General features: G+C 67.1%; 15 protein-coding genes. 3 read left to right on the forward strand and 12 right to left on the reverse strand.

The genetic code is table 11. The features are described 5' to 3' along the window. Positions 1–14: 14 nt before the first annotated feature. From BIZ42_RS18830 to BIZ42_RS18860, 7 genes are all read right to left on the reverse strand, one after another. Complete coding sequence (locus tag BIZ42_RS18830) at positions 15–1,097, reverse strand: GAD-like domain-containing protein (RefSeq protein ID WP_070427347.1); 1,083 nt, start codon at positions 1,095–1,097, stop codon at positions 15–17. Positions 1,098–1,250: 153 nt separating this feature from the next. Beyond that, positions 1,251–1,556 (reverse strand): hypothetical protein, encoded by a 306-nt coding sequence (locus tag BIZ42_RS18835; protein WP_070427348.1) that lies wholly within the window; start codon positions 1,554–1,556, stop codon positions 1,251–1,253. 98 nt (positions 1,557–1,654) lie between these two features. Beyond that, positions 1,655–2,845 (reverse strand): methyl-accepting chemotaxis protein, encoded by a 1,191-nt coding sequence (locus BIZ42_RS18840; RefSeq protein ID WP_019184765.1) that lies wholly within the window; start codon positions 2,843–2,845, stop codon positions 1,655–1,657. A 134-nt stretch (positions 2,846–2,979) separates the two neighbouring features. Then, positions 2,980–3,594: a high frequency lysogenization protein HflD gene (gene hflD / locus BIZ42_RS18845; RefSeq protein WP_070427349.1), complete on the reverse strand. Its 615-nt coding sequence runs from the start codon at positions 3,592–3,594 to the stop codon at positions 2,980–2,982. Then, positions 3,591–4,730: a tRNA 2-thiouridine(34) synthase MnmA gene (mnmA, locus tag BIZ42_RS18850; protein ID WP_070427350.1), complete on the reverse strand. Its 1,140-nt coding sequence runs from the start codon at positions 4,728–4,730 to the stop codon at positions 3,591–3,593. Before mnmA ends, hflD begins: the two co-directional genes overlap by 4 nt. Beyond that, positions 4,727–5,188 carry an NUDIX hydrolase gene (locus BIZ42_RS18855; RefSeq protein ID WP_070427351.1) on the reverse strand — a complete coding sequence of 154 codons (462 nt, stop codon included), beginning with the start codon at positions 5,186–5,188 and terminating at the stop codon, positions 4,727–4,729. Before BIZ42_RS18855 ends, mnmA begins: the two co-directional genes overlap by 4 nt. Before the next feature lies 1 nt (position 5,189). Beyond that, positions 5,190–5,654: a hypothetical protein gene (locus BIZ42_RS18860; protein ID WP_019184761.1), complete on the reverse strand. Its 465-nt coding sequence runs from the start codon at positions 5,652–5,654 to the stop codon at positions 5,190–5,192. A gap of 94 nt (positions 5,655–5,748) precedes the next feature. Between BIZ42_RS18860 and clpS the strand changes: the two genes are divergently transcribed. Together clpS and clpA are read left to right on the forward strand one after the other, a co-directional pair. Further along, complete coding sequence (clpS, locus tag BIZ42_RS18865) at positions 5,749–6,081, forward strand: ATP-dependent Clp protease adapter ClpS (protein WP_019184760.1); 333 nt, start codon at positions 5,749–5,751, stop codon at positions 6,079–6,081. 379 nt (positions 6,082–6,460) lie between these two features. Then, positions 6,461–8,740, forward strand: a complete 2,280-nt coding sequence (gene clpA / locus BIZ42_RS18870; RefSeq protein WP_019184759.1) for an ATP-dependent Clp protease ATP-binding subunit ClpA — start codon at positions 6,461–6,463, stop codon at positions 8,738–8,740. A gap of 96 nt (positions 8,741–8,836) precedes the next feature. Here the strand turns inward: clpA and BIZ42_RS18875 are convergent, their stop codons facing one another. The 5 genes from BIZ42_RS18875 to trxB all read right to left on the reverse strand — a co-directional run bounded on the left by BIZ42_RS18875 (position 8,837) and on the right by trxB (position 12,672). Next, positions 8,837–9,205, reverse strand: a complete 369-nt coding sequence (locus BIZ42_RS18875) for a hypothetical protein (protein ID WP_070427352.1) — start codon at positions 9,203–9,205, stop codon at positions 8,837–8,839. 212 nt (positions 9,206–9,417) lie between these two features. After that, entirely contained in the window at positions 9,418–9,636 is a 219-nt protein-coding gene (infA, locus tag BIZ42_RS18880; RefSeq protein ID WP_005409596.1) for a translation initiation factor IF-1, read from the reverse strand. 86 nt (positions 9,637–9,722) lie between these two features. Next, a complete protein-coding gene (gene aat, locus BIZ42_RS18885) occupies positions 9,723–10,472 on the reverse strand; it encodes a leucyl/phenylalanyl-tRNA--protein transferase (RefSeq protein ID WP_070427353.1) in 750 nt (249 codons plus the stop codon). Continuing rightward, positions 10,469–11,596, reverse strand: a complete 1,128-nt coding sequence (locus tag BIZ42_RS18890) for a GNAT family N-acetyltransferase (protein ID WP_070427354.1) — start codon at positions 11,594–11,596, stop codon at positions 10,469–10,471. The genes aat and BIZ42_RS18890 overlap by 4 nt, the downstream gene beginning before the upstream one ends. 113 nt (positions 11,597–11,709) lie before the next feature. Continuing rightward, on the reverse strand, positions 11,710–12,672 hold the full coding sequence (gene trxB / locus BIZ42_RS18895; RefSeq protein WP_070427355.1) for a thioredoxin-disulfide reductase: 963 nt from the start codon (positions 12,670–12,672) through the stop codon (positions 11,710–11,712). A gap of 255 nt (positions 12,673–12,927) precedes the next feature. Between trxB and BIZ42_RS18900 the strand changes: the two genes are divergently transcribed. Continuing rightward, a complete protein-coding gene (locus BIZ42_RS18900; protein ID WP_070427356.1) occupies positions 12,928–15,285 on the forward strand; it encodes a DNA translocase FtsK in 2,358 nt (785 codons plus the stop codon). Positions 15,286–15,302 lie beyond the last annotated feature (17 nt).

Consider the following 15,302-nt stretch of genomic DNA (forward strand, 5'->3'; position numbering starts at 1 on the left):
GGGTCTGCCAAGCATCACCGCGTCCCCCAGTGCCTTGACCATTCCCATGCCTTGAACGCGTCCTGCCGGATCAGTCGGGTCTCCCAGCCTTCCACCAGGCCCTCAGGGCCGGGGGTGTAGACGTCATCTGCCGCCAACGGACCCAGCCTGTCGCGGGTCATGGCATACACCGAGTCGCCCTGCGTGTCCGTCACGTCCAGCTCTTCCGGCTCAAGCAGGGTCAGCAGAAAACGCAACCGCCCATTGCGCTCGTCAGCGTCGCTTGCCGCGAGCATCGACGGGTGCACCTGGATGGCACCGGTGTATGGGTCGGCAATGATTTCCACGGCGGTGTTCTCACCGCAGACGAAGACTTGGCCGAAGGCCGTTACTGCAAATGCATGGAAGGTATCAACGCCTTCCAGACGGCTGTTCACCAGCAGCGGCGCAAGTGTGGCGGAATAACGCTCAGGATCGACCAGCATCAACCGGTCTTCCAGGTAGCGCGCCAGACCGTCGCGTTGCCACAGCGCCAGCAGCGTATCAGGCAGCCGACCTTGCCAGCGATCAAGCAGAGCGCCATCCACCGGTTCGCCCGCCGTGCTGGCAGTGAATGCGGCCAGGAACCCCGGCAGGTCGTCCGGTACGCGATGCGCCACCGCCTGCAGATCGGACCGATCCCGCTGCGGTGTCGCCATCTTCAACAGCTCAAGGGAGCCGAGCAGCGCCTGCGCACGCATCCCCGACGCATCGTCATCAGCACGCGTGACGACGGCCATGGCTGGATCCCGCCCTTGCAGCAGGGTGCCTGCCGGAAATCCCTGCCATTGGGCTTGCAGAACCAGGAAGCGGGCACTTCCGTCGCCTTCATCGTCTTCAAAGACAATGACCGGTGTGCCGTCTTCAAGCTGTGCGGCGGAGACCTCGACTGTGGCATCGACAGTGCCCAGTGCGGGGCTGGTGACGTCGACGAGCGCTGCGTAGCGCTGCTGAAATCCCCCGGTCTCGTCGATGGTGGTGCTCAGCGCCTGAAGCGTTGCCGGCTCCAGGATCCACGGTTGCGCATCGTCCGCGAACGGTTGAAGGACGATTGCGAGGCGCAAGGCAGGCGTCATCATCGCGCTGGGGTTTGCAGGGAGGAACGCGGAGGTTGATGGCAGCCGCGGCAGATGTCGATGCTGCTTGTCGCAATCGACCGGCGTTTCAGTAGATCAACTCAGGGCGCGACCGAGTGCGCTCGGCCACCCGCAGCGCAGATCGGGCAGGCAGCGTCAGCGCGCCGCCGCATCCAGATCATCGCCGCTCAGGCCCAGGTCCCAGGCCAGCCCGGCCAGGGCGGGGTCGACGGCGGAGGGCAGGGTGACGATGCCCGGCGCGGGGCGCTTGGCCAGCTGCGCGAGTTCCTGCTGGGCCAGCTGCTCCAGCCGTGCGATCAGGGCGCGGCCCTGCAGCGGAGCAACCGGCGCTGCCGCAGCGGCAGGCGCTGCAACGGCGGTGACGGTCTCACTGCGCTGCACCGCCGGCTCCAGCTCGGCGGGGACAACGGATGCAACGGACAACACGGACGCGTTCAACATCGGGTAATCATCTGCAGCCAAGGCGGGTCGTGCAAGCACAACGGCCCCGGGGAAACCGGGGCCGTTGGCTGTGCCGGGGTCGGCACGGGACATCTGGATCAGAACAGCTCGACCGCGCCTGCGGCCATGCTCTGCTGGGCGACCGCCTTGTGCGGGGGGCGCTCCCACTCGGTGCGCATGTCACGCAGGCGGCTGCCGGTGCGCTGCAGGGCGGTCACGACCTCCTCGTCGAACACGCCGCCACTGCGATGCAGCAGCTCCTGCAGGGCGACGGCCTCGCGGTTGATCGCTGTCAGGCGGTCCAGGTGGGTGTGCACGCCGCCCAGGGCCTGGGTGGCGATGTCTTCGAACTGCAGGGCGCGCACGGCTTCAGCGACGCTGCTGTCGATGGCGCGACCGCATTCGGAGATCTCGCGCATGCCGTCACCGAGCGAGGCATTGATCTGGGCCACGTTCTCCAGCATCTGCGCCGCTTCGTGGCGCGCTTCGCGGGAACGGTCCATATCGCGGGAGGCCATGTGCGAGACCGTCTCGCGCACCTTGGCGATGGCGTCCTTGGAGCTGTGCGCCAGCTTGCGGATCTGCTCGTTGAAGGTGGTCGAGCGCTCGGACAGGTTGCGGACTTCGTCGGCGACCACCGCAAAGCCACGGCCGGCTTCACCGGCACGTGCGGCTTCGATGGCCGCGTTCAGGGCCAGCAGGTTGGTCTGGTCGGCGATCGACTTGACGTCCTCCAGCAGCGCGAAGATGCCATCCAGGTGCTGGGCCATCTGGTCGATGTGCTGCACGGTGTTGCTGCTCTGGCCGCTGACCTGTTCCAGCGCCTCGACCAGCTGCTCCATCCGCTGGCTGGCGTGCTGGGCGAAACGGGCCACGTCGACGCCGGCACCGCCTTCTTCGCCGGCGCGGTCGACGATGCGGGCCAGGGCCTGGCTCTGCTGGCGCGACTTGCGGTTCATCGCATCGAAGCTGCTGCCCAGGCCACCGACCGCATGACGGATCAGGTCGCGGGCACGTTCGACTTCGCCACGCGAGCCGTCGATTTCGTTGCCGACGAACGAGCGCAGCTCGGTCAGCAGCTGGTCCTGCTCGCGCATGATGCGGGCCTGCTCAGGCGAACGCTGGGTCTGGGCGCGGGCGCTCCACCAGGCAAACCCGAGCCAGCTGAGCGTCATCGTGCTCAGGATCGCCCAGCGCAGGGCGGCGGGCCACTCGAAGCCGATGGCAAAGGGAAGCAGAAGGGTCAGGACCAGGGGGGCGGCCAGGCGGATGAAGAGGCGTGAGTACATGGACGTTCTCGGGGAGGTGCACGGATGCTGTATCGGCCGTACCCCGGTTTGCTTTAGTCCTGCACCACACATTCGATCAAAAACCGCGCGTCCCGGCCCCCCGGGTGGAGCCACCCGAGGGGTGGCTGCCGAGCTCAGCGCAGCTGGCGCGCGACCGCTTCCAGCATCGTCTTGCGCGAGAACAGGAAGTCCCAGTACTGGCCGCCGGTCTGGCGCCACAGCACTGCCGAACGGACTGCGGCCAACAGCAGCGCACGGATCTCGGCGACCACGCCCGCCTGGCCGAGGTAGTGCGGGTTGCCCTGGACCATCACCCGCGGCTTGAGGTTGCTGATGGTGTCCGCGTACAGGCCACCCAGTGCGGCGAGCACGTCCGGGTGGGCGCTGTCGCCCAGCTCGCCGGCCTGGGCGCGGGCGCGCTCGATCCCGGTGCTGACCCTGGCCACGATCGCGTCCTCGCGCACGAAGCGGCGTTCAAGCTGCAGCACCGACAGCGCCAGGCGCGGCAACTGCTCGTCCTGGCCTTGGCTGCTGAGGTAGTTGTGCAGCAGGCGCAGGCCGGGGGCGACATTGCTTGCGCTGCCGTAGATGTCCTGCGGGCTGGCCGCATCGATGCGGAACACGCTCTCCACCGCGGTGCGGACCACGGCGGCTTCGGAGTGGCCGGTTTCGGCGATGCGGCGCACCTGCTGCAGGGCCTGGGCGATGCCGGCCAGAGCGAGTACGCGGTCGTCGACGGAAAAACTCATGCAGCAGATACCTCGAAAGGAGAAGGGGTGGCGCGAAGGCGTTGTTCCAGCGGCGCATCGGTGGCGGCGATGACGGCGCCACCAAGGCAGACCTCATCGTCATACAACACCAGCGATTGGCCCGGGGTGACGGCACGCTGCGGGCGCGCGAAGCGCACCTCCACGGTGCCATCGTCGCGCACGGTGACGGTGCATGGCTCGTCGGGCTGGCGGTAACGGGTCTGGGCGGTGCACTCGAAGCGGCGCGCGGGCGGGGCGCCGGCGATCCAGTGGGCGGCCTCCGAATGCAGGCGGGTGGACTGCAGCCACGGGCTCTCGCGGTCCTGGTCCACGTACAGCACGTTGCTGGCCACGTCCTTGCCGACGACGTACCACGGGGCCGCCGGCCGGCCACGCACGCCGCCGATGTTCAGGCCCTCGCGCTGACCGAGCGTGAAATAGAACACGCCAGGATGTTCGGCGATCAGGGCGCCATCGGGATCGCGGATCTCGCCCGTCCTGGCCGGCAGGTAGCGGCCGATGAACTCGCGGAAGTCGCGTTCGCCGATGAAGCAGATCCCGGTCGAATCCTTCTTGGCGTGGGTCGGCAGGCGTGCATCCCGTGCGATCCGGCGCAGGTCGTTCTTCTGCAGGTCGCCGATCGGGAACAGGGTCGCGGCCAGCTGTTCCTGGCCCAGCTGGTGCAGGAAGTAGCTCTGGTCCTTGCTGCGGTCGGCGCCGCGCAGCAGCGCCCAGCGGCCGCCCACCTGGGCGATCCGCGCGTAGTGGCCGGTTGCGATGCGTTCGGCGCCGAGCTCGCGCGCGGCGTCGAGGAAATGCTTGAACTTCACTTCGCGGTTGCACAGCACGTCCGGGTTGGGCGTGCGGCCGGCGGCGTACTCGGCCAGGAAATGCTCGAACACGCCCTGCCAGTACTCGCTGGAAAAATCGCGGAAGTGGAACGGGATGCCGAGCAGGCCGCAGACTGCCACCGCATCGCGGCGATCATCTTCGGCACGGCAGTCGCCACTGCCGTCATCGGCCCAGTTCTGCATGAACAGTCCCGCCACCGGCTCGCCCTGCTGGACCAGCCGCCAGGCCGCGACCGAGGAATCCACGCCGCCGGAGACACCAACCATGATCCGTGGGGGACTCATGCGGCCTCCTTGACGATGGAGAGCGGGTGGCGCTGGCCAGCCAGATAGTCGGCCACCACCTGCCAGACCAGCGGGCTGCGCAGCCGGCCGGGCTCGGCCTTCAGTTCGGCCGGGGTCAGCCACACGGCCCGCAGGATCCCGGTGTCCAGCGGACGGGCGGGATCGTGCGAGACCGGCTCGGCCGCATAGGCAAAGCGCAGGAACGGCGTGCCGTCCGGGGCGGTCCACTGGTAGGTGCCGATGAAGGCGCTCAGGCGCACCGTCCAGCCGGTCTCTTCCAGCGTTTCCCGGCACGCGGCGGCGGCCAGGCTCTCGTCGGGCTCCAGGTGGCCAGCGGGCTGGTTCAGCACCTGGCGGCCGTCGATCGCCTCCTCGACCAGCAACAGACGCCCGTCACGCACCACCACGGTGGCGACGGTGACATGGGGCGTCCAGCGCGGTTCCTGCACGGCATTCACCTCAGTATTCGTCCTGCTCGGTCAGCTCGAGCTCCATGGCATCGGCCGTACGCACGGCCGCATCGATCGCGTCGCTGAGCGCTTCGGGGGTGGCGTTGGCATCGACCTTCACCACGAACATCGCCAGCTGGTCCTGCTTCACCCAGGCGCCCATCTTGGCATCCTGCGAGTCTTCGAGCAGGCGGTTGGCCACCGCGGCGGGGAACTGCTTGCCCGGCGAATTGTAGGCCGGCGACCAGATCTCACGGATCCTGTGCTTGCCGAATTCCTCGACGGTGGAGCGCACGAAGGCCAGCTGGCTGCGGCCGTCATCCATGTCGAACACCATCTTGTAATCGCCGTCCTCGTCCACCTCGTAGGTGTACTTGAGCGTGTCCAGCGCTCGCCCGACGGCCTTGTCCGCTTCGGCCGCATGGGCGCCGGTGGCAGTGACGGCCAGCAGCAGTGCGGCAGCAATCCTTTTCATGAAATCCCTGTGAACATCTGGTTGGAGAGTGCAGATTGTGAAGGCCGCAGGGGGCAACGTCCAATCCGGCCGGGCGGGGCCCTATAATGGAGGGATGCCCCGCGAGACTTCCCACGAAACTCATCACGACCACGGCGTGCTGCTTGAGCCTGCACGTCCCGAGGTCGCGCCGCCGCCGCTGTACCAGGTGATGCTGTTGAACGACGACTACACCCCGATGGATTTCGTGGTGACGGTCCTGCAGCACTTCTTCTCGATGGACCTGGACCAGGCCACCCAGGTGATGCTCCACGTGCATACCCGCGGCCGCGGCGTGTGCGGGGTGTTCACCCGCGAGGTCGCCGAATCCAAGGTCGCCCAGGTCAATGAATTCTCGCGCATGAACCAGCACCCGCTGCTGTGCACGATGGAGAAGGCCAGCGGCTGAGCCGCCCCTGGCCTCGCCACAGGCGCGCCAGCGATCCGCACTGTTCCAGCCATGGCGACAGCCGTGCGGCCAGCCTCAGCCGAGCCGTAGCCGAGCCGCAGCCATTCGGTTCTCCGGCATCCGCACCCACCCTGAGCATCGCCGGGCTGCCGCCCGGCCGCTGCACGGGCCAGCGCTGGCCCGGGGTGGCGTCACGATGACATCACCATCACGTTGAAGCTGCCATTTCGTGGCGGCAAGTTCGTGCATGATGGAGGCCGTCGAATGGATCGGCGCGATCGGCGGAGTGCTAACGCCGTCTGAACGCACTGATCCGCTAGGGTGATGGAAATCGTGAAGGTTGGCCGCATATTGTTCCTAACTGCCGCCGGAGTTAATCATGTTCAGTAAAGACCTCGAACACACCATCGGACAGTGCTACAAGCGCGCCCGTGAGGCCCGGCATGAATTCATGACGGTGGAACACCTGCTGCTGGCACTGCTCGACAACCCGTCCGCCCAAGCCGTCCTCAAGGCCTGCGGTGCGGACGCCGAGCGCCTGCGCCAGGAACTGGAACAGGCCATCGAGGCATCCGTCTCGCGCCTGTCCGAAGATGATGGGCGCGATACCCAGCCGACCCTGGGCTTCCAGCGCGTACTGCAGCGCGCGGTCTACCACGTGCAGTCCTCGGGCAAGAAGGAAGTCACCGGCGCCAACGTGCTGGTCGCGATCTTTGGCGAGAAGGACTCGCATGCCGTGTACTACCTCAACCAGCAGGACGTGACCCGGCTGGATATCGTCAATTACCTCTCCCATGGCATTGCCAAGCTGGGCGAGGAGGGCGAAGTGCCGCCGGCCGCCGATGGCGAGGGCCGGGCCGAAGGTGCCGAAGGCGAGGGCAAGGGCGATGCCCTGGCCGAGTTCGCCAGCAACCTCAACGACCAGGCCCGCAACGGCAAGATCGACCCGCTGGTCGGCCGTGCCGATGAGATCGAGCGCACCATCCAGGTCCTGTGCCGCCGCCGCAAGAACAACCCGCTTTACGTGGGCGAGGCCGGCGTGGGCAAGACGGCGATCGCCGAAGGCCTGGCCAAGCGCATCGTGGAAGGGTCGGTGCCGGATGTGCTCGCCGATGCGGTGATCTATTCGCTGGACCTGGGCGCGCTGGTTGCCGGGACCAAGTACCGCGGTGATTTCGAGAAGCGCCTGAAGGGCGTGCTGACCGCGATGAAGAAGCTGCCCAACGCGGTGCTGTTCATCGATGAGATCCACACCATCATCGGTGCCGGTTCGGCCTCGGGCGGCACCATGGACGCCTCCAACCTGATCAAGCCGGCCCTGGCCTCGGGCGAGCTGCGCTGCATCGGCTCGACCACCTTCCAGGAATACCGCGGCATCTTCGAGAAGGACCGGGCGCTGGCCCGCCGCTTCCAGAAGATCGACATCGTCGAGCCGACGGTGGGCGAGACCTACGAGATCCTGCAGGGCCTCAAGCCCAAGTACGAAGCGCACCACGGCGTGACCTATGCCGATGACGCGCTGCAGGCCGCCGTGGACCTGTCGGTCAAGCACATCAACGACCGCCTGCTGCCGGACAAGGCGATCGACGTGATCGACGAGGCCGGTGCCCGCCAGCGGCTGCTGCCGGACGGCGAGCGCAAGGAGCTGATCGACATCGAGGAGATCGAGACCATCGTCGCCAAGATGGCGCGGATCCCGGCCAAGCAGGTCAGCGCCACCGACAAGGACGTGCTCCAGCATCTGGAGCGCAACCTGAAGATGGTGATCTTCGGCCAGGACCCGGCCATCGAGACGCTGTCCTCGGCGATCAAGCTGGCCCGCTCGGGCCTGGCCAATCCGGAAAAGCCGATCGGCAACTTCCTGTTCTCCGGCCCGACCGGCGTGGGCAAGACCGAGGTGACCAAGCAGCTCGCGCTGCAGCTGGGCATCGAGCTGGTCCGCTTCGACATGAGCGAGTACATGGAGTCGCATTCGATCAGCCGCCTGATCGGCGCCCCTCCGGGCTATGTCGGCTTCGACCAGGGCGGCCTGCTGACCGAGAAGATCGTCAAGACCCCGCACTGCGTGCTGCTGCTGGACGAGGTGGAGAAAGCCCACCCGGACATCTTCAACATCCTGCTGCAGGTCATGGACCGCGGTGTGCTGACCGACACCAATGGCCGTGAGGCGAACTTCAAGAACGTGGTGCTGGTGATGACCACCAATGCCGGCGCGGCCCAGGCCTCGCGGCGTTCGATCGGCTTCACGCGCCAGGACCATGCCACCGACGCGATGGAAGTGATCCGCAAGAGCTTCACGCCGGAGTTCCGCAACCGTCTGGATGCGATCGTGCAGTTCCAGGCGCTGGGCTTCGAGCACATCCTGCGCGTGGTGGACAAGTTCCTGATCGAGCTGGAAATGCTGCTGCAGGAAAAGCACGTCAGCCTGTCGGCCACGCCGACGGCGCGCGATTGGCTCGCCCACCATGGCTTCGATCCGCTGATGGGTGCCCGCCCGATGGCCCGCGTGATCCAGGACAAGATCAAGCGTCCGCTGGCCGACGAGCTGCTGTTCGGCAAGCTGGTCAACGGTGGCAAGGTCAGCATCGATGTGCGCGACGACCAGCTGTTCGTCGAGACCGAAGCCGAGCCGGAGCGTCTGCTGCCGGCCACGGTCTGACCGCGCGGTAGACGCCGCGCGGCAGATGCCTGCACCGTCATTGAAAAGCCCCCGCAAGGGGGCTTTTTTTCGGGTGCGCGGCAGCCTTCGGTGCGGCTACTGGCGGGCGCGCGCCTTGCGGGTGAATTCTTCGGCGGTGATCGGCTCGACCGCACTGATCGTGCAGCTTTGTCCGTTCGTGCGCAGCCTGCTGGCTCCTGCGCCACAGAGTTGGCCGTCCCGGCCGGGAGTGACAAAGGCCAGTTTCGGGGACATGGCTGCGCTGCTGCACGAGCGCTCGAAACGGACCAGGTAGTGCTGGTCGCCATTGCGGAGCAGTACATCGCGGTCGGCGCCATTGCGCACCAGCTGCTGATTCGGGGACAGGGTGATGCAATCGCCGGCAGCGGCCGGTTCGGCGGCCTGGAGCGAGGCAGCGGTGGCCAGGCAGGCAGCAAGCAGGAGCAGGGAAGGCAGGCGTTTCATGGCGGGGGCCATCGGGTCGGGATCCGGATTGGATCGAGTGCCACACTGGGCGTTTTCGCGCCAGGGCGAATCTGCATCAAGGCATCCTGACCGACGTCAGGGTGCACAGGGTCAGGGTGACGCTTGGCAGGGGTGGGGCGATGGCTGAATGGCGCCCACGCGAAAAGGCCAGCACCTGGCTGGCCTTCTGGCGGGAACAACCCCCGGACCGCTTATTTCATGCGGTAGGTGATGCGACCCTTGGTCAGGTCGTACGGGGTCATTTCGACCTTGACGCGGTCGCCCGTCAGGATGCGGATGTAGTTCTTGCGCATGCGGCCGGAGATGTGGGCGATGATTTCATGCCCATTTTCCAGTCGTACGCGGAAAGTGGTGTTCGGCAGCGTCTCGCTGACGGTGCCTTCGAACTCGATGGAGTCGTCTTTCGACATGTAGTCCTGTGCAGTTCTGTAACCGGCCGAGCTGGCCTGAAGAGCGGGCATTTTACGCGCGTCGGGCGTTTGATGCAAAGTTTTGGTTAAGGCCGGGCCCGCGTGGCCAGATCGGCCGCCGCCAGCGTCCCGAACAAATCCCGCCAATCGCCCGCGGGAGCTGGCTGTTGGACCTGTTCACGGACAAGGGCCAGGAAGCGTTGGCGTGGCCAGTGCTCGGCGCCCATGCGCAGCAGATGGTCATTTTCGACCTGTGCGTCGATCAGCGGCCAGCCCCAGCCGGCCAGCCGATGGGCCAATCCGGCCAGGGCGACCTTGGAGCCGCCGGTGGCCGCACTGAACATGCTCTCGCCAAAAAACATCCGGCCGATCGCTACGCCATAGATGCCGCCGACCAGTTGTCCGCCATCGAACACCTCCACCGAGTGCGCGAAGCCCAGCCGGTGCAGTTCGATGTAGGCATCGCGCATGTCGCGGGTGATCCAGGTGCCGTCCTGCCCCGGCCGCGGGCTGGCCGCGCAGGCATCGATCACCTGCGCAAAGCAGCTGTCGGCGCGCAGCGTCCACGTGCTCTGCCGTAGCGAGCGGCGGAAACGGCTGGACAGGTGCACGCCGTCGGTGCGGAACACCATCCGCGGGTCCGGGGACCACCACAGCAGCGGCTGGCCCTCGGAGAACCACGGGAAGATGCCGCCGGCATAGGCATTGAGCAGGCGGACCGGCGAGAGGTCGCCACCGAGCGCGAGCAGGCCATCGGGATCGCGCAGGGCGGTCTCGGCGGGCGGGAAGGGGGCGTCGGGTGCCTCGTCCAGCCGCCAGGGCAGGCGGCGGGTCATGCCGCGTCCGCCTTGAACGGGCTGTGCGCGGCCAGCACCTGCCGATAACGGGCAGTCTCGGCGCGCTCCTGCGCACACCACGCAGCCAGTGCCTCGGCAAAGGCCGGTTCGGCGATCCAGTGCCGGCTGCGCACGGTGTGTGGCAGGAAGCCGCGCGCCAGCTTGTGCTCGCCCTGGGCGCCGGGCTCGAAGCGGGTGAGTCCCTCGCGCAGGCAATACTCGATGCCCTGGTAATAGCAGGTCTCGAAATGCAGGCCGGGCAGGGTGGCGCCGCCCCAGTAGCGCCCGTACAGGGTGTCCGCGCCGCGCAGGCACAGCGCGCCGGCGACCGGCGCTCCGTCGCGCATGGCCAGGAAGATCACCAGCGCGCGCGGCATCGTGCGGGCGAGATGCTGCAGGAATGGCAGCGTCAGGGCGGGCGAATTGCCGTACTCGGCGAAGGTCTGCAGGTAGAAGCCGTGCATGGCGCGCAGATCGCCATCGGTCGCCTCGTCGCCGTGCACGATGCGATACGTGACGCCGCTGCGGGCGAGCTTGGCGCGTTCCTGGCGGATGTTCTTGCGGTGCTTGTGGTCCATCGCACCGAGGAAGTCGTCGAAGAGCTGCCAGCCGCCCGGGTTGTGCCACTGGAACTGGATGTCCTCGCGCAGCAGCCAGCCCGGGCTGAAGGCAGGGTCTTCGTCGGCAGGATGGAAGTTGATGTGCGCCGAGGACCACCCCAGTCGCGCCACGTCGCCTGCCAGCAGTCCCAGCAGCGCGCCACGATCTTCCTTCGTGCGGGCGAGCACGCGTGGGCCGGTTACCGGGGAATACGGCACCGCGCCCAGCCATTTCGGGAAATAGTCCAGCCCGTACTGTGCATAGGCATGCGCCCAGGCGTGGTCGAAGACGAACTCGCCATGCGAGTTGTCCTTCAGATAGCCGGGGATGGCGGCGACCAGGGTTTCCCCGTCCCACAGAGTGAAGTGGCGTGGCCGCCAGCCCCACTCCGGGCGCAGGCAGCCATGCTCTTCAAGGCCGGCCAGGAAGGCGTGCGACAGGAACGGGTTGCGGCCGTCGTGCAGCGCGTCCCAGGCAGCGGCGGGAACATCGGACAGGCGGTGCAGAAAACGTGGATCGGGCATGGGCAGAGGATAGAGCAGGTAGAGGATCTCAAGCGCAGTGCGCAGGCCCGGCCAGCAAAAAGGCCGGTGAATCATTCACCGGCCTTCGGGTACTGCGCGACGCGGGTGGCCGATCAGCTCGCCTGGCCCTTCGCGTCCAGGTAGCGCTCGGCATCCAGTGCGGCCATGCAGCCGAAGCCGGCCGAGGTGATCGCCTGGCGGTAGTGCTGGTCGGCCACGTCGCCCGCGGCGAACACGCCTTCCACCGAGGTCTGGGTGGCGTTGCCGCCCAGGCCCGAGCGGATGTCCAGGTAGCCGTTGTTCATGGTCAGCTGGCCATCGAACAGACTGGTGTTGGGGTGGTGGCCGATCGCCACGAAGAAGCCGTGCGCCTGGATGTCGCGGGTGCTGCCGTCCAGGGTGGACTTGACGCGCACGCCGGTCACGCCGGCCTCGTTGCCCAGCACTTCGTCGACCTGATGGTGCCAGACGGTCTCGATCTTGCCGGCTTCGACCTTGGCGAACAGCTTGTCCTGCATGATCTTCTCCGCCTTGAGGGTGTCGCGGCGGTGGACCAGGTAGACCTTGCGGGCGATGTTGGACAGGTACAGGGCTTCTTCCACGGCGGTGTTGCCGCCGCCGACCACGACCACGTCCTGGTCACGGTAGAAGAAGCCATCGCAGGTGGCGCAGGCGGACACGCCGCGGCCCTTGAAGGCCTCTTCGCTGGGGATGCCCAGGTACTTGGCGGTCGCGCCGGTGGCGATGATCAGGGCGTCGCAGGTGTACTCGGCGCTGTCACCGATCAGCTTGAACGGGCGCTGGGATACATCGGCGGTGTGGATGTGGTCGAAGATGACCTCGGTTTCGAAGCGCTCGGCATGCGCCTGCATGCGGCTCATCAAGTCCGGGCCCATCAGGCCGTGCGCATCTCCAGGCCAGTTGTCCACCTCGGTGGTGGTCATCAGCTGGCCGCCCTGCTGCAGGCCGGTGATCACGACGGGCTTGAGGTTGGCGCGCGCGGCGTAGACGGCGGCGGTCCAGCCGGCCGGGCCGGAACCAAGGATCAACAGGCGGGAGTGCTTGGAGTTGCTCATGTAAGCTCGCAATAGAAGGTAGGGCGGGGTGCCGGCGCAGTGATTGCGCGGCATCCGAGCGAAGTCATAGAGTGGCGGCAGGGGCGGGGTGATTCAAGGCGCGCAGTGGAACGCGGCGACCCGCGCAGCACGACGCCCATTCCGGCGCCGGGGTTTTGACGCTGGCCGTGCCGGCCAGCGGCCGGCACCTACCGGGGTGGGGTCCAGTCGTTTATTATCAAGCACTAACAGTGCATTCCCAAGGTGTGGTCTAAGGTGGCGAAACAGGTCCCGGAACGATCCAAGGCGTCCGACAGCAAGGCAGCGCCGCGCAAACCGGCCAGCGTGGACAACCCGCGCCGGCAGCGCCTGTGGCGCGACCTGGGCTTGCTCGCGGTCGCCCCGGCGCTGCTGTATCTGGTCGCCAGTCTGTTCACCTATTCGGCCACCGACCCGGGCTGGTCGCATACCGGCAGCGTGGTCGCGCCGGTCCACAACATGGGTGGCCGCGCCGGTGCCTGGATCGCCGACGTGCTGCTGCAGCTGTTCGGCTACATGGCCTTCGTACTGCCGATCGTGCTGGGCGCACTGGCGTGGATCGCGATGTTCGGCCTCAAGCGCGAGGCCAAGGGCGAGCATGACCTGGACCCGGCCCTGCGCCTGGTCGGTCTGGTCGGCTTCCTGATCGCCGGTACCGGCTTCCTGCACCTGCGCCTGTTCGTCGCCGATGTGGCCCACGCCGGCGGCATCCTCGGCAAGCTGGTGGGCAGTTCGCTCAGCGTCGGTTTCGGCGCCCTGGGCGCGAATCTGTTCGTGCTGGTACTGCTGCTGGCGTCGATCACCCTGGCCACGGGCATCTCCTGGTTCGTGGTGATGGAGAAGATCGGCAACTGGGTGCTGGCGCTGCCCCCGCTGTTCAACAAGAAGAAAGAGCAGGCCACCGAGTGGCAGCAGACCCGCGCCATGCGCGAGGAGCGCCAGGAAGTGCGCAAGGTCGACGCCGAGGTCCGCGCCAAGCGCGAGCCGGTCAAGATCGAGCCGCGCCCGGAGCCGGTGCTGGAGAAAAGCGACCGGGCCAAGCGCGAGACCCAGATTCCGATGTTCCGGGGCGTCAATGGCGATGGCTCGGACGTGCCGCCGCTGGCGCTGCTGGATGATCCCAAGCCGCAGCCCAAGGGCTACGACGAGGGCACGCTGGAGACGCTCTCGCGCCAGATCGAGTTCAAGCTCAAGGACTTCCGCATCGATGCGCAGGTGGTCGGTGCCTATCCCGGCCCGGTGATCACCCGCTTCGAGATCGAACCCGCGCCGGGCATCAAGGTCAGCCAGATCAGTTCGCTGGACAAGGACATCGCGCGCGGCCTGTCGGTCAAATCGGTGCGCGTGGTGGATGTGATCCCGGGCAAATCGGTGGTGGGTCTGGAGATCCCCAACGTCACCCGCGAGATGATCTACCTCTCCGAACTGCTGCGCTCCAAGGAATACGACAAGTCGGCCAGCGTGCTGACGCTGGCGCTGGGCAAGGACATCGCCGGCCGCCCGACCGTGGCCGACCTGGCGCGCATGCCCCACCTGCTGGTGGCCGGTACCACCGGCTCGGGCAAGTCGGTGGCGGTCAACGCGATGGTGCTGAGCCTGCTGTACAAGGCCTCGCCGAAAGACCTGCGGATGCTGATGATCGACCCGAAGATGCTCGAGCTGAGCGTCTACCAGGGCATCCCGCATCTGCTGGCGCCGGTGGTCACCGACATGAAGGAGGCCGCCAATGGCCTGCGCTGGTGCGTGGCCGAGATGGAACGCCGCTACAAGCTGATGAGCGCGGTGGGCGTGCGCAACCTGGCCGGCTTCAACAAGAAGGTCAAGGATGCCCAGGATGCCGGGCAGCCGATGATGGACCCGCTGTTCAAGCCCAATCCGGAACTCGGCGAGGCCCCGCGTCCGCTGGAGACGCTGCCGTTCATCGTCATCTTCATCGACGAATTCGCCGACATGATGATGATCGTCGGCAAGAAGGTCGAAGAGCTGATCGCGCGGTTGGCGCAGAAGGCGCGTGCGGCCGGCATCCACCTGATCCTGGCCACGCAGCGCCCCTCGGTGGATGTGATCACCGGCCTGATCAAGGCCAACATCCCGACCCGCATCGGCTTCCAGGTCAGCTCCAAGATCGATTCGCGCACCATCCTCGACCAGTCCGGCGCGGAAACGCTGCTGGGCCACGGCGACATGCTGTATCTGCCGCCGGGCACGGCATTGCCGGACCGCGTGCATGGTGCGTTCGTCTCCGATGAGGAAGTGCACCGGGTGGTCGAACACCTCAAGGCCAGCGGCCCGACCGACTACATCACCGGCGTGCTGGACGAGGTGCAGATGATGGGCGATGGCGTGGTGGTCGGCCCCGGCGGACTGCCCGAGGCAGGCGGTGGTGGCGGCGACGAATCCGACCCGCTGTACGACGAAGCGCTGCGCATCGTCACCGAAACCCGCCGCGCGTCGATCTCGGGTGTGCAGCGTCGCCTGAAGATCGGCTACAACCGGGCCGCGCGCCTGATCGAAGCGATGGAGGCCGCCGGGGTGGTGAGCCCGCCGGAGCACAACGGCGATCGCAGCGTGCTGGCCCCGCCACCGCCCAAGTAAGGCCGGGTACTGCCCGG

The sequence above is a fragment of the Stenotrophomonas sp. LM091 genome (assembly GCF_001806305.1).
GTDB classification, from domain to species: domain Bacteria; phylum Pseudomonadota; class Gammaproteobacteria; order Xanthomonadales; family Xanthomonadaceae; genus Stenotrophomonas; species Stenotrophomonas bentonitica_A.

Excerpts from the sequence above, each read along its gene's own strand:
- mnmA (WP_070427350.1), bottom strand. The coding sequence starts at position 4,730 with ATGAGTCCCCCACGGATCATGGTTGGTGTCTCCGGCGGCGTGGATTCC.
- BIZ42_RS18860 (WP_019184761.1), bottom strand. The coding sequence starts at position 5,654 with ATGAAAAGGATTGCTGCCGCACTGCTGCTGGCCGTCACTGCCACCGGC.
- BIZ42_RS18875 (WP_070427352.1), bottom strand. The coding sequence starts at position 9,205 with ATGAAACGCCTGCCTTCCCTGCTCCTGCTTGCTGCCTGCCTGGCCACC.
- BIZ42_RS18835 (WP_070427348.1), bottom strand. The coding sequence starts at position 1,556 with ATGTTGAACGCGTCCGTGTTGTCCGTTGCATCCGTTGTCCCCGCCGAG.
- clpS (WP_019184760.1), top strand. The coding sequence starts at position 5,749 with ATGCCCCGCGAGACTTCCCACGAAACTCATCACGACCACGGCGTGCTG.
- aat (WP_070427353.1), bottom strand. The coding sequence starts at position 10,472 with ATGACCCGCCGCCTGCCCTGGCGGCTGGACGAGGCACCCGACGCCCCC.
- hflD (WP_070427349.1), bottom strand. The coding sequence starts at position 3,594 with ATGAGTTTTTCCGTCGACGACCGCGTACTCGCTCTGGCCGGCATCGCC.
- BIZ42_RS18890 (WP_070427354.1), bottom strand. The coding sequence starts at position 11,596 with ATGCCCGATCCACGTTTTCTGCACCGCCTGTCCGATGTTCCCGCCGCT.
- trxB (WP_070427355.1), bottom strand. The coding sequence starts at position 12,672 with ATGAGCAACTCCAAGCACTCCCGCCTGTTGATCCTTGGTTCCGGCCCG.
- BIZ42_RS18840 (WP_019184765.1), bottom strand. The coding sequence starts at position 2,845 with ATGTACTCACGCCTCTTCATCCGCCTGGCCGCCCCCCTGGTCCTGACC.
- BIZ42_RS18830 (WP_070427347.1), bottom strand. The coding sequence starts at position 1,097 with ATGATGACGCCTGCCTTGCGCCTCGCAATCGTCCTTCAACCGTTCGCG.
- clpA (WP_019184759.1), top strand. The coding sequence starts at position 6,461 with ATGTTCAGTAAAGACCTCGAACACACCATCGGACAGTGCTACAAGCGC.
- infA (WP_005409596.1), bottom strand. The coding sequence starts at position 9,636 with ATGTCGAAAGACGACTCCATCGAGTTCGAAGGCACCGTCAGCGAGACG.